The sequence below is a fragment of the Brucella pituitosa genome (assembly GCF_003049685.1).
In the GTDB taxonomy this organism is placed as follows: domain Bacteria; phylum Pseudomonadota; class Alphaproteobacteria; order Rhizobiales; family Rhizobiaceae; genus Brucella; species Brucella pituitosa.
In genome coordinates, this window is record NZ_PYSY02000001.1 from 150,086 (window position 1) to 162,796 (window position 12,711).

A 12,711-nucleotide genomic window follows, 5' to 3' on the forward strand; every position below is an offset into this window, starting at 1 on the left:
TATTGCTCGGCCTGATTATTACTTGGCCTGTCTGTTACTTGGCCTGAACAGGCACTGGTCGATAAACCGGTTGATAGATGACCATCGGTGTGTCGTAGAAATCGGCACGGTTCTGCCAGGCGCGGCGATCTGCTCTGCGGTCGAGATCAAGCTGCAACAGGCAGTTGGAAAATGCATCGGATTTTTGTTTGAAACCATAGCTGCGGCAGGTTTGTTCATCTGCGGCGCGGCGCTGTTCCGGAGTCATGGTTTGACAACCTGCAAGCAGGCCCGCCAGACCAAGGATAATAAGCACGCTCTTCTTCATAGCCGTTGCTCTCGTAACATAAAAATTTCTATCGACCGCTCCATTAATATAACGCAGTGGCAGGAAAAAGCGTGGTGAAATTAAGTCATCTGATAGACTGCCACTGATTCTTTCAAACACGAGGCTTGCAGCCATATGGCACATGACAATAACGCTCCCGTCATCGATCCGGTAAAACTCGAACGTCTGGCTGAAGTGGCTGTACGCGTCGGGCTGCAATTGCGTGAAGGCCAGGATCTTGTCATCACTGCACCTGTCGTTGCTCTGCCACTGGTGCGCCTGATCGCCAAACACGCCTATAGAGCTGGCGCAGGCGTTGTGACGCCGTTCTTCTCCGATGATGCGATTGCGCTGGCGCGTTATGAAAATGCGTCCGATGAGAGCTTTGATCGTGCGGCTGGCTGGCTCTATGAAGGCATGGCCAAGGCCTATGCGAATGGCGCGGCGCGCCTTGCGATTGCGGCGGACAATCCGATGCTGCTGTCCTCGCAGGACCCGTCCAAGGTTTCGCGCGCCAATCGCGCCAATTCCAAAGCCTATCAGCCAGCACTCGAAAAGATTGCCGGTTTCGACATCAACTGGAATATCATTTCCTATCCGAACCCGGAATGGGCGAAGCTGATGTTCCCGGATGATGCGCAAGACGTTGCGACTCGTAAGCTTGCCAACGCGATTTTTGCTGCATCGCGTGTCGATGTGGACGATCCGGTTGGTGCATGGGCAGCGCATAATGCAGCATTGCGCACCCGCACACGTTTCCTGAACAGCAAGGCTTACAGCGCTCTGCATTTCAAGGGACCGGGCACCGATCTGACGGTGGGTCTTGCCGATGGCCACGAATGGCATGGCGGTGCATCGACTGCCAAGAACGGCATTACCTGCAACCCGAATATTCCAACCGAAGAGGTCTTCACCACGCCGCATGCGCTGCGCGTCGACGGCCATGTATCGAGCACCAAGCCGCTGTCGCATCAGGGAACGCTGATCGACAATATTTCCGTGCGTTTTGAAGGCGGACGCATTGTCGAAGCCAAGGCGAGCCGCGGTGAGGAAGTGCTCAACAAGGTGCTGGATACGGATGAAGGCGCACGTCGTCTGGGCGAAGTGGCGCTGGTTCCGCATTCCTCGCCAATCTCGCAAAGTGGTCTGCTGTTCTACAACACGCTGTTTGATGAAAATGCTGCAAGCCATATCGCGCTTGGCCAGTGCTATTCGAAATGCTTTATCGATGGCGCGAAGCTCACGCCTGAACAAATTGCAGCGCAGGGCGGCAATTCAAGCCTCATTCATATCGACTGGATGATCGGTTCCGACAAGATCGATGTCGACGGCGTTAATGCGGATGGTAGCCGCGAGCCTGTCATGCGTGGCGGCGAATGGGCCAGCTGACTGTAATGGAATGCAAAAAGGCCGGGAATTTCCCGGCCTTTTTCATTGATGATTGGTCAGAGCGCCAAAATCAGTTCTTTTCCTGAACGTGGGCTTCCAGGAACCATAAGGCCTTATCGAGACTGCGCGATGCGGCGGTGAAAATATCCGCCGTATTGTCGTCGCCAGCGTCGTCCGCATCCTTGATCGACTTGCGCACGAGGTTGGCCACATCGCCATAGCGTTCGATCAGCGCTGCAAGATGATCGTGAACGGCGTAAATATCCGTCGGATAGGCTTTGAGCTTCGAATCCTTGGCCACAACCTGTGTCGTGCCATAGGCGGTGCCACCCAGCTGCACAGCGCGCTCTGCTATCGTATCAACTTGCTCATCGAGGTCGGTACGAAATGTATCGAGCATTTCATGCACGGCGATGAATTGCGGCCCCTTGAGGTTCCAGTGCGCCTGCTTGGTGATGAGGGCAAGATCAATGGTCGCTGCGAGATTTTCATTCAGCAACGCTATCATCGTGGTCTTGGTATTGGAGGGAAGATCGTTGCGGGTTGCATGCATCGACTTCTTGGACATTTTATCCTCATATCCTTTGCACGATCCGGCTGTGTATCAGCGATTGGGACATCGCTGAGGGAAAACAGATTTGTTTCTCTGAAACCGGCCCCGCCAGATCTCAATATAAGACCGATCTCCGGATACGGTAATTGATATCCGCCCCGCATCCAGCATAAAAACGCTTCAAGAGGAGTTTGGTTCCCGAAAAAGCATTTCCAGTAAAAGTGCGAAGCGGTTTTACGTTGGACAATGCGTAAAGCCAGACATTTGAAGCGCGCAGCGCTTCAAAGAAATTGTAAATTTTAGCCGTTTTATGTGTTTTGCTTGTCGTGGGACGATTTCTGATTTACCCGATGGCTCATGAAGATACTTGCCCTCGATACCGCCTCGTCCTGGTGTGCCGCCGCAGTTTATGATTCCGGCAGTGGTGCCGTTCTTGCTGAAGTCAGCGAGGATATCGGAAAAGGTCATGCAGAAGTCCTGATGGACTATATCGAGCGCACAATGGCACAATCCGGAATTGCCATGTCCGAACTCGATCGCGTGGCGGTTAATGTCGGCCCCGGTTCCTTTACCGGCGTGCGTATTGGCGTGTCGGCAGCACGCGGTTTTGCACTGGCACTTGACCGTCCGGCGATTGGTGTCAGTGCATTTGATGCACTTGCATCGGAGGTCGCGACAAGTCATCCCGGGCAACCTGCTCTGATTCTGCTTGAAGCGCATCGTGGCGAGATTTACGCACAGGTCTTTGGCGCTGACGGAGAAGCCACAACTGGCCCGATGGTGCTGGCGCGGGAGGAAGCGCTGGCGCTTATTCAGCAGCAATCCTCCGGCACAATTCTGGCTGGTTCTGCTGCAACAGCGCTCAGCGAAACGCTTGCAGGCGCTTTCAGCGTTGCGCATGTCGAGCCAACGGGCCACATCGGCACCTATGCAAAGCTTGCAGCCTTGCGTGAGCCAGGCGAAGCGCCGAAGCCGCTTTATATGCGCGGACCTGATGTGAAGCCGCAGACCGGCTTTGCGCTGCCGCGTAAGGCAAGCGGAGAATAGCGTCATGATGAGCTTTGTGCTTGGACGCTTTGGACGCAGACCTGTCTCAATTGAAGCGCTTGGTGCGCAGGACAGCGGGGAAATCCAGCGTATTCACGCGCTGGCTTTTCATCATGGCTGGAGCTCGGACGATTTCCGTTCGCTGATCGCACAGGATTCGGTGTTCGGCTTTGTGGCGCGGCCGGAAGGTAAGCCCGGCAAGGCATGTGGCTTTGTGTTGGCGCGACTGGTTGCGGGTGAGGCGGAAATTCTCACAATTGCCGTTTCTGATGAAGTGCGTAAGCAAGGCGTGGGCCGGTCTTTGATGGATGCCGTTTTACGCCATCTCTATCAGGAACGCGCCGAAACGCTGTTCCTGGAAGTCGATGAAAACAATGTGGCTGCACTGGCCCTTTATCGTCGTATGGGTTTCAATAAGGTCGGCGACAGGCCTGCTTACTATGAAACCTCCAGTGGTCGTTCATCTGCTTTCATTTTGCGGCGCGATCTGGTGAGGCCGCAATGATTGGTGCGATCCGCATCATTTTGGTCGTAGCGGCGATGGTGGCGCTCAGCCTGTCGCTCATACCGGTGCAATATGTGTTTCTGAAACTGAAAAACACATGGAAGCGTCGGCTGCCCAATTTCTTTCATCGTGTCATCGCGCGACTGTTTGGTTTTCGGATCACGATTGTTGGAGAGATGCCGGAAGGACGACCGCTGCTGCTGGTCTCCAATCACACTTCATGGAGTGACATCATCGTTTTGTCGGCCACTGGTCAGGTGTCGTTCATTGCAAAATCTGAAGTCAGAAGCTGGCCGGTTTTTGGCTTCTTTGCCGTTCTCCAGCGTACTGTCTTTGTCGAGCGTGAACGCCGCGGCAAGACCGGCGAGCAGACCTCCGACATTGCGAAGCGCCTTGCCGATGGCGATGCCATGGTTTTGTTTCCCGAAGGCACGACTTCCGATGGCAATCGTGTGCTGCCGTTCAAGACAGCGCTTTTTGGAGCTACCCATGCAGCAATCCGTGAGGCGAGTGTGCCGGAAGTGATCGTGCAGCCGGTGGCGATTGCCTATACCGGCGTCCACGGCATGGCGATGGGACGCTATCACCGCCCGATTGCTTCATGGCCCGGCGATGTTCAGCTGATGCCGCATCTCAAAGGCATTTTACGCGAGGGGGCTATCGACGTCGAAGTGCGCTTTGGCGAGCCGGTTGTCGTGACGGCTGAAACCGATCGCAAGGCGCTTGCCCGCACGATGGAAAACCGGGTGAGGGCACTGTTGCAGAGCTCGCTTCTTGGACGCGAAGTCCCAGAAGACTGAGAGCGTAAGTTTGTCGCCTTCCAAAGTGGCGATAAAAACTGTAGATAGCCGCGCATGAGCGAAAATATGACCGATATCAAGACAAACACGGATGGCAGCAACACACGTAAGGTCTTTGTGAAGACCTATGGCTGCCAGATGAACGTCTATGACAGCCAGCGCATGGCGGACAGCCTTGCGGCTGAAGGTTATGTCGCGACTGACACACCCGATGATGCCGATCTGGTGCTGCTCAATACCTGTCATATTCGCGAAAAGGCATCGGAAAAGCTTTATTCAGCGCTGGGTCGCCTGCGCAAGATGCAGGATAAACGTGGACCGAACGGCAAGGAATTGACCATCGGTGTTGCCGGTTGTGTGGCACAGGCCGAAGGTCAGGAAATTCTGCGTCGTGCGCCGAATGTCGATCTGGTTATCGGACCGCAGACCTATCACCGCCTGCCTAATGCGCTGGCGCGTGTACGTAACGGCGAAAAGGTCGTCGAAACCGAATATGCCATCGAAGACAAGTTTGAGCATCTGCCTGCGCCAAAGCGCGAAGAAACGCGCAAGCGTGGCGTTTCTGCGTTCCTCACCGTTCAGGAAGGTTGCGACAAGTTCTGCACCTTCTGCGTGGTGCCTTATACGCGCGGCTCGGAAGTCTCGCGCAGTGTTGCGCAGATTGTTGCGGAAGCCGAACGTCTTGCCGATAGCGGTGTACGCGAGCTGACGCTTCTGGGGCAGAACGTCAATGCGTGGCATGGTGTGGGTGATGATGGCCGCGAGTGGGGTCTTGGCGAACTTCTGTTCCGCCTTGCACGTATTCCCGGTGTGGCGCGTCTGCGTTATACGACCAGCCATCCGCGCGACATGGACGATACGCTGATTGCAGCGCACCGCGATCTTCGTCAGCTGATGCCTTATCTGCATCTTCCTGTTCAGGCCGGTTCGGATCGCATTCTCAAAGCCATGAACCGTCGCCACAAGGCGGATGAATATATTCGCCTTGTTGAACGTATTCGCGAAGTGCGCCCGGATATGGCGCTTTCGGGCGATTTCATTGTCGGCTTCCCCGGCGAAACGGATCAGGATTTTGAAGATACGATGCGGCTGGTGCGTGAAGTGCATTACGCGCAGGCCTATTCATTCAAATATTCCCCACGTCCCGGAACGCCGGGTGCCGATCTGCCCGATCATGTGGAAGAAGCAGTCAAGGACGAGCGCCTGCAACGTCTTCAGGCGCTGCTGAACGAGCAGCAATATGCCTTTCAGGATTCTCTTGTTGGTCGTGAAATGGATGTGCTTCTGGAAAAGAAGGGCCGTTTCGAGCGCCAGATGGTTGGGCGTTCGCCGTGGCTTCTGCCGGCCATTATCGACGACAATGACGATCAGGTCGGCGAGATCATCCGCGTAAAAATTACGGGGACTGGCACAAATAGTCTTATTGCGCAAAAGCTTGTCTAAGCGCATGATGTCATTCAGGCAGTAGTCGCGGTGAGTAGCCTTTGACCGAACGTTCTGCTGGTACTGCGATTGCAATGCGTGAACCTTAGGGAGATGCGGTTGAGCGCTACGGAAAAGTTAAAGCCTGCCAAGCCAACCATTCAAACGCAAACAAACACAATTTCAAGTTCGGTTACACGTCCGGCTACAGGGGCTGCGACCGGGGCCTCCGACATGGCCCATATCGTCCTCACCTTCGATAATAATCGTCTTGCCAGTGCGCTTTACGGTCAGTTCGATGAGAATCTGGCTCGTATCGAGCAGAAGCTTGGCGTCGATGTCCGTTCCAAGGGTAACGAGCTTTCCATCCGTGGAGACGCGACAGCCACAGAACAGGCGCGCCGTACTCTCGATCAGCTTTATGAATACCTGCAAAAAGGCCATGAGCTGACGACGTCGGATGTGGATGGTGCCATGCGCATTGCCATTGCTGCGGATGATCAGCTGACATTGCCGACGCTTGAAAACAAGGGAAAGATGTCGGCTGCGCAGATATCGACACGCAAGAAGACTATTTTTGCCCGTACGCCGGTGCAGGACGCCTATATGCGTGCTCTCGACCGGTCGGAGCTGGTTTTCGGTGTTGGGCCCGCTGGTACGGGCAAGACCTATCTGGCCGTCGCCCATGCCGCCATGCTTCTGGAACGTGGTCTTGTGGAACGCATTATCCTGTCGCGCCCGGCTGTCGAAGCAGGCGAGCGTCTGGGCTTTCTGCCAGGCGATATGAAGGAAAAGGTCGATCCTTATCTTCGTCCGCTTTATGACGCGCTCTATGACATGATGCCTGCCGAAAAGGTCGAGCGTGCCATTACCGCTGGTGTCATTGAAATTGCGCCGCTCGCTTTCATGCGTGGTCGCACGCTGGCGCATTCTGCGGTCATTCTCGATGAAGCGCAGAACACGACGTCGATGCAGATGAAGATGTTCCTGACGCGTCTTGGTGAAGGCTCGCGCATGATGGTCAATGGCGACCCAAGCCAGATCGATCTTCCGCCCGGCCAGAAGTCCGGTCTCGTTGAGGCGCTTCGCGTTCTCGAAGGCGTGGATTCGGTTGTTAAAGTGCGCTTTACCGAGAAAGACGTGGTTCGTCATCCTCTGGTGGCAGCAATTGTCGGTGCTTACGACAATGATGCCAAAAAACATGCGCGATCAGAATAATTGAAAATTATTCTTGTATTCGCGTGAGACAATGACGATCTAAAAATATTCCGTCCGCTTTTGAGCGGACGGCATTTTTTAACAACTGGAAGGATAGAGCGGTTGCTTCATCGCAAGCCGCGGAATAAGTGTCAGACAACACGATCCAAATCGATATCATGATCGAAGCCGGCAACTGGCCGGACGAAACGGTCCTTGAAGGGCTTGTACAACGCTCCGTAGAGGCGGCCTGGGATAATCTCCGGCTTGAACCCGCTGAGAGCGAATTGAGTCTGGTTTTTACCGACGATGCTTCCATCCGGAAGATCAACGCCGAGTGGCGTAACAAGGACAAGCCGACCAATGTTCTGTCTTTTCCTGCTTATCCTGTAAAGGCTGGCGAGCAGCCTGGACCAATGCTTGGTGACATCATCATTGCACGGGAAACGGTTGAGCGCGAAGCTCTTGAAGAAGGCAAACCGCTCGAAAATCATCTCTCCCATCTGGTTGTGCATGGATTTTTGCACCTTTTGGGTTACGATCATGAGACGGAAGATGAGGCCGAGGAGATGGAACGCCGTGAGCGTGAAATCCTTCATGCTCTTGCCATCCCCGACCCTTATGCTGTATCCGATTTAAACGTTGAAACAGATTGATCATGGCTGACCAAAGCAATTCCTCGTCCGCAGGCGATAGCCGAAGCGACACACAAGATTCTGAAGGGCAAAGTACGCAGCGGTCGCAGACGACCGAAAAGCGTTCCCTTCTGTCGAACATTTTTCCTTTCATGCGTTCGCGCCAGTCATCTTCCTTGCGTGAAGATCTGGCCGATGCGATTTCCAGCACCGCAAGTGAGCAGGACTCCGTTTTTTCGCCTGAAGAAAAGGCGATGCTGCACAATATCCTGCGTCTGCGTGAAATCCGCGTCGAAGATGTGATGATCCCGCGTGCCGATGTGGTGGCGGTTGAAATTTCCACACCGCTTTGGGAAGCGCTGGAGCTGTTTGAAAGTTCCGGCCATTCGCGTATGCCGGTCTATGCCGAAACGCTGGATGATCCTCGTGGTATGATCCATATCCGCGATGTGCTCAATTATATCACCAAGCAGGCACGTCAGAAGACGACCCGTCGTACGACGGCGCGCAAGACCGCCGAGGCAAGCGCTGCCAAGTTCGACATGGGGCGTATCGATCTCACCAAGACGATTGGTGAGCTTAATCTGATGCGCAAGGTGTTGTTCGTGCCACCGTCGATGATGGCGAGCGGTCTGATGGCGCGCATGCAGGCATCCCATATTCAGATGGCGCTGGTCATTGATGAATATGGCGGCACCGATGGACTGGCGTCGCTCGAAGACATTGTTGAAATGGTCGTCGGTGACATCGAAGACGAACATGACGATGAAGAAATCATGATCGCTGAAGAGGCCGATGGCGTGTTCGTCGTCGATGCCCGTGCAGATCTTGATGAATTGGCTCAGAAGATCGGCCCTTCATTTGAAGTGGGTGAGCATGGCGAGGACGTCGACACGGTCGGCGGTCTGATCTTCTCCGTTCTGGGACGTATTCCATTGCGCGGCGAAGTCGTGCAGGCGGTTCAGGGCTATGAATTCCATGTGCTTGAAGTCGATCCGCGTCGCGTAAAGCGTGTTCGGATCGTGCCTCTTTCGGAAGCAGACCGCCGCAGGCAGCAGCGTTCCGTGAGCCCAGCGAAATCGGATGACGGATCCGAGGTCATGACTGAAACAACGGAAACGTCCAAAGAGGCTTGATGATAGAGAGGCTTGCGGGGAAGATCTCTTCTTTGAGCGGTTGGCGTCGTGCGCTGACCGCTTTTCTCAGTGGCACTGTTGCGACGCTGACCCAGCCGCCATTCGATATTTTCATTGCGGGCTTCATCGCCTTTCCACTGCTGGTCTGGCTTATTGATGGTGCCATCCCCGATAAAGACAAAGGCCCTATCCGGCGTTTTTTCCCGGCAGGTTTAATCGGCTGGTGGTTCGGCTTCGGTTATTTCGTGTCCGGCCTCTGGTGGATCGGCACGGCGCTTCTTGTCGATGCGCAACAATTTGCCTGGGCCATACCGCTCGCAGTTCTTGGGCTTCCGGCATTTCTTGCGATTTTTTACGGGTTGGCTGCCATGGTCGCCCGGCTGTTCTGGTCGGACGGTATCGGGCGTATTTTTGCGATAGCGTTGGGCTTTGGTTTTACCGAATGGCTGCGCACATTCGTTTTCACGGGCTTTCCGTGGAATGCACTCGGCTATGCCGCAATGCCTACGCCGATGATGATGCAATCGGTGGAAGTCATCGGTCTTGTCGGGATGAGCGCGCTTGCGGCACTGGTTTTTTCGGCACCGTCGCTGTTGAGCGGCGGGCGTTTGGCAAAGAGCGGCATCGTCCTGGCAGGTTTGCTGATCACAGCCCATATCGGCTTTGGTGCCTGGACGCTGTCTAATGCGCCAGCTCTCGATGCTGATCGGACAACTCTGTCGATCCGCATTGTCCAGCCTTCCATTTCGCAAAGCCTTAAATGGGACAACAACGAACGTCGTGCGATCTTCGACAAGTTCATTGCCATGACGCAACAGGCGCCAGTGGAGGGCAGACCAAAGCCTGACGTGGTGATCTGGCCTGAAACGGCAGTGCCTTATATCCTGTCATCGACGCCCGAGGCGCTCACGCGGATCGGCGAGGTGATTGGCGATGATCAGGTGCTGCTCACCGGTGCAGTGCGCGAAGAACTCGTTCCCCGGCGCGACCCGCGTTATTACAACTCGATCCTCACAATCAGCGGTCAGGGTCGGATCACTGATTATACCGATAAGGTGCATCTTGTGCCCTTCGGCGAATATCTGCCCTTTGAAGGTATCTTGCGCAGTCTCGGGCTTCAGGAAGTGGTGGAGATGCCGGGTGGCTTTACCGCCGCCAAGAGGCGTCACGCGATCAATGTAATGGAAGGGCAGACCTTTCTGCCGCTGATCTGCTACGAAGCAATTTTCCCGGATGAACTGTCCTATACGGGCCGCAAAGTGACAGCGATTGTCAACGTTACCAATGATGCATGGTATGGCGATACGCCGGGGCCGTATCAGCATTTCCGACAGGCGCAGGTGCGATCCGTAGAGCAGGGCCTGCCATTGGTTCGTGCAGCTAATAATGGAATTTCGGCTGTCGTTGATGCCTATGGTCGAATCATCGAGGAATTGCCACTCGATGCTGTCGGTGTAATTGATGCTTATTTGCCTGAAGAGCGTGTCCCATTTTGGGGCAGTGCACCCGGCGGCAAACAGACTCTTTCACTCCTATTAACCCTACTCGCCGTATGCGTGTGGTTCAGGGTGTCTTTCCGACGGCGTTTTCATTGACACGGCAATTTTGTTAAGCTGTTATACTCGCGCTGTGACGGTTTCTTTCGCAAACCAGTCTGACTACCTCCCACAATGTATTTTATCCCTGTTCAGATGAACAGGCCATGAATGAAAGCTCGCGGTTGCGAGGAGTGAAAGCCGTATGATTGAGAATAAGAAGAAACCCAACCCTATTGATGTGCATGTGGGCAGCCGCATTCGCCTTCGCCGCAACATGCTGGGTCTCAGTCAGGAAAAATTAGGCGAAAGCCTCGGCATCACATTTCAGCAGATCCAGAAATACGAAAAAGGCACCAATCGCGTCGGTGCCAGCCGTCTTCAGGCGATTTCTTCCATTCTCACGGTTCCTGTATCTTTCTTTTTTGAAGATGCGCCCGGTTCAAACCCAACATCGCAGGCAGGCTTTGCCGAGGATAATGAAGCGACTTACGTTGTCGACTTTCTGAACTCGAATGAAGGTGTGCAGCTTACCCGGGCCTTCACCAAAATTGCGGATCCGAAAGTGCGCCGCAAGATCATCGATCTGGTAAAGTCGCTCGCCGCAGAAGGCGAATAAGGCTTCAAGCATGTCTCCCGGAAGTGGAAACCGGTTTTGGGACACATGTTTTAAGAACATTCAAAAGCGCGTCGTGTGAATGAAATTCAACGCGATGCGCTCTGATTGGTTCACAAAAGCGTAAGCCGGATGGTTTTTTTCCAGCAACGCTGTGTCGCAACAAGAATATACATTGACGGTTCAATCCCAACTTCGCTAACACAATGATGTGCCCGGAACCTGTTTATCGCTCCGGGCGCTACTGTGTTTCCATAACGGACATTCGCTCCGTTGGATTTTCAAGAGGGGTTACCCGTGTCGCGCAGTTCTTATCTCTTCACCAGCGAATCGGTGTCCGAAGGTCATCCGGACAAGGTTTGCGACCGCATTTCCGATGAAATCGTAGACATGATTTACAAGGAGGCGCGCCGTACGGGCGTTGACCCCTGGACTGTTCGCGTTGCATGCGAAACGCTCGCCACCACCAATCGTGTGGTTATTGCCGGCGAAGTGCGTGTGCCTGAGACTTTCCTGAAGAAGAATAAGGACGGCTCTGTCGCTCACGACAAGGCTGGCCATCCGCTGATCAATCCTTCCCGTTTCCGTTCGGCCGCCCGTAAAGCGATCCGCGAAATTGGTTATGAACAGGACGGTTTCAACTGGCGCACAGCCAAGATCGATGTGCTTCTGCACCCACAATCCGCCGACATCGCACAGGGCGTGGACAATGCAGCCGACCGTCAGGGCGAAGAAGGCGCAGGCGATCAGGGCATCATGTTCGGCTATGCCTGCCGTGAAACCCCGGATCTTATGCCAGCTCCGATCTATTATTCGCACAAGATTCTCGAAAAGCTTGCAGAAGCCCGTCACAAGGGCGAAGGCGATCCGGGCAAGCTCGGACCTGATGCCAAGAGCCAGGTCACTGTGCGCTACGAAAACGGTAAGGCTGCTGAAGTCACGCAGATCGTTCTTTCCACACAGCATCTCGATGCAAGCTGGGATTCCAAGAAGGTCCGTTCGGTTGTCGAGCCATATATCCGCGAAGCGCTTGGCGATCTTCCAATTGCCGCAAACTGCAACTGGTACATCAACCCAACTGGCAAGTTCGTTATTGGCGGACCGGATGGTGACGCGGGCCTGACGGGTCGCAAGATCATCGTGGATACCTATGGTGGTGCCGCTCCGCATGGTGGTGGCGCATTCTCCGGCAAGGATACGACCAAGGTTGACCGCTCAGCAGCTTATGCTGCGCGTTATCTCGCCAAGAATGTCGTTGCTGCCAATCTTGCTGATCGCTGCACAATCCAGCTTTCCTACGCCATTGGCGTTGCCCAGCCGCTTTCGGTTTATGTCGATTTGCATGGCACCGGCAAGGTGGATGAATCGGCGGTCGAGGAAGCGTTGCGCAAGGTCATGGACCTGTCGCCAAGTGGCATCCGCAAGCATCTTGATCTTAACAAGCCTATCTATGCCAAGACTTCGTCTTACGGTCACTTTGGCCGCAAGCCAGGTCGTGACGGTTCCTTCTCCTGGGAGAAGACCGATCTCACCAAGGCATTGAAGAGCGCCCTTTCAGCTTGATAGACC

Annotated in this window: 13 protein-coding genes; 11 read left to right on the top strand and 2 right to left on the bottom strand. The window is 54.6% G+C overall.

From position 1 onward, the window contains the following. Positions 1–34: 34 nt before the first annotated feature. Entirely contained in the window at positions 35–307 is a 273-nt protein-coding gene (locus tag C9380_RS00725; RefSeq protein WP_128093610.1) for a hypothetical protein, read from the bottom strand. Positions 308–442: 135 nt separating this feature from the next. Between C9380_RS00725 and C9380_RS00730 the strand changes: the two genes are divergently transcribed. Continuing rightward, the gene (locus C9380_RS00730) at positions 443–1,696 is read left to right on the top strand and encodes an aminopeptidase (protein WP_128092787.1); all 1,254 of its coding nucleotides are present in this window, start codon (positions 443–445) and stop codon (positions 1,694–1,696) included. 70 nt (positions 1,697–1,766) lie between these two features. On the opposite strand, the gene dps is transcribed toward C9380_RS00730, so the two are convergent. Then, the gene (dps, locus tag C9380_RS00735) at positions 1,767–2,264 is read right to left on the bottom strand and encodes a DNA starvation/stationary phase protection protein Dps (protein ID WP_100558368.1); all 498 of its coding nucleotides are present in this window, start codon (positions 2,262–2,264) and stop codon (positions 1,767–1,769) included. A gap of 342 nt (positions 2,265–2,606) precedes the next feature. On the opposite strand from dps, the gene tsaB reads away from it, so the two are divergent. From tsaB to metK, 10 genes are all read left to right on the top strand, one after another. Next, on the top strand, positions 2,607–3,296 hold the full coding sequence (gene tsaB, locus C9380_RS00740; protein WP_128092788.1) for a tRNA (adenosine(37)-N6)-threonylcarbamoyltransferase complex dimerization subunit type 1 TsaB: 690 nt from the start codon (positions 2,607–2,609) through the stop codon (positions 3,294–3,296). 4 nt (positions 3,297–3,300) lie between these two features. After that, complete coding sequence (gene rimI / locus C9380_RS00745; RefSeq protein ID WP_128092789.1) at positions 3,301–3,801, top strand: ribosomal protein S18-alanine N-acetyltransferase; 501 nt, start codon at positions 3,301–3,303, stop codon at positions 3,799–3,801. Next, positions 3,798–4,601 (top strand): lyso-ornithine lipid O-acyltransferase, encoded by an 804-nt coding sequence (gene olsA, locus C9380_RS00750; protein ID WP_128092790.1) that lies wholly within the window; start codon positions 3,798–3,800, stop codon positions 4,599–4,601. The genes rimI and olsA overlap by 4 nt, the downstream gene beginning before the upstream one ends. Positions 4,602–4,655: 54 nt before the next feature. Further along, positions 4,656–6,044, top strand: coding sequence for a tRNA (N6-isopentenyl adenosine(37)-C2)-methylthiotransferase MiaB (miaB, locus tag C9380_RS00755; protein WP_128092791.1), 1,389 nt, complete (start codon positions 4,656–4,658; stop codon positions 6,042–6,044). 99 nt (positions 6,045–6,143) lie between these two features. Further along, positions 6,144–7,241, top strand: a complete 1,098-nt coding sequence (locus C9380_RS00760) for a PhoH family protein (RefSeq protein ID WP_024898349.1) — start codon at positions 6,144–6,146, stop codon at positions 7,239–7,241. Between the two features lie 128 nt (positions 7,242–7,369). Then, positions 7,370–7,876, top strand: coding sequence for an rRNA maturation RNase YbeY (gene ybeY, locus C9380_RS00765; RefSeq protein ID WP_036567504.1), 507 nt, complete (start codon positions 7,370–7,372; stop codon positions 7,874–7,876). Between the two features lie 2 nt (positions 7,877–7,878). Then, the gene (locus C9380_RS00770) at positions 7,879–8,991 is read left to right on the top strand and encodes a hemolysin family protein (protein ID WP_128092792.1); all 1,113 of its coding nucleotides are present in this window, start codon (positions 7,879–7,881) and stop codon (positions 8,989–8,991) included. Next, on the top strand, positions 8,991–10,586 hold the full coding sequence (lnt, locus tag C9380_RS00775) for an apolipoprotein N-acyltransferase (protein ID WP_128092793.1): 1,596 nt from the start codon (positions 8,991–8,993) through the stop codon (positions 10,584–10,586). The genes C9380_RS00770 and lnt overlap by 1 nt, the downstream gene beginning before the upstream one ends. Positions 10,587–10,731: 145 nt before the next feature. Continuing rightward, positions 10,732–11,145, top strand: a complete 414-nt coding sequence (locus C9380_RS00780) for a helix-turn-helix domain-containing protein (RefSeq protein ID WP_024898345.1) — start codon at positions 10,732–10,734, stop codon at positions 11,143–11,145. Between the two features lie 294 nt (positions 11,146–11,439). Beyond that, on the top strand, positions 11,440–12,705 hold the full coding sequence (metK, locus tag C9380_RS00785) for a methionine adenosyltransferase (protein WP_024898344.1): 1,266 nt from the start codon (positions 11,440–11,442) through the stop codon (positions 12,703–12,705). The last annotated feature ends 6 nt before the right edge of the window (positions 12,706–12,711 follow it).

What these genes read in the sequence shown, in the direction of transcription:
- dps (WP_100558368.1), bottom strand. Translation starts at nt 2,264, where the DNA reads ATGTCCAAGAAGTCGATGCATGCAACCCGCAACGATCTTCCCTCCAAT.
- tsaB (WP_128092788.1), top strand. Translation starts at nt 2,607, where the DNA reads ATGAAGATACTTGCCCTCGATACCGCCTCGTCCTGGTGTGCCGCCGCA.
- lnt (WP_128092793.1), top strand. Translation starts at nt 8,991, where the DNA reads ATGATAGAGAGGCTTGCGGGGAAGATCTCTTCTTTGAGCGGTTGGCGT.
- rimI (WP_128092789.1), top strand. Translation starts at nt 3,301, where the DNA reads ATGATGAGCTTTGTGCTTGGACGCTTTGGACGCAGACCTGTCTCAATT.
- C9380_RS00780 (WP_024898345.1), top strand. Translation starts at nt 10,732, where the DNA reads ATGATTGAGAATAAGAAGAAACCCAACCCTATTGATGTGCATGTGGGC.
- C9380_RS00770 (WP_128092792.1), top strand. Translation starts at nt 7,879, where the DNA reads ATGGCTGACCAAAGCAATTCCTCGTCCGCAGGCGATAGCCGAAGCGAC.
- C9380_RS00730 (WP_128092787.1), top strand. Translation starts at nt 443, where the DNA reads ATGGCACATGACAATAACGCTCCCGTCATCGATCCGGTAAAACTCGAA.
- olsA (WP_128092790.1), top strand. Translation starts at nt 3,798, where the DNA reads ATGATTGGTGCGATCCGCATCATTTTGGTCGTAGCGGCGATGGTGGCG.
- C9380_RS00725 (WP_128093610.1), bottom strand. Translation starts at nt 307, where the DNA reads ATGAAGAAGAGCGTGCTTATTATCCTTGGTCTGGCGGGCCTGCTTGCA.
- miaB (WP_128092791.1), top strand. Translation starts at nt 4,656, where the DNA reads ATGAGCGAAAATATGACCGATATCAAGACAAACACGGATGGCAGCAAC.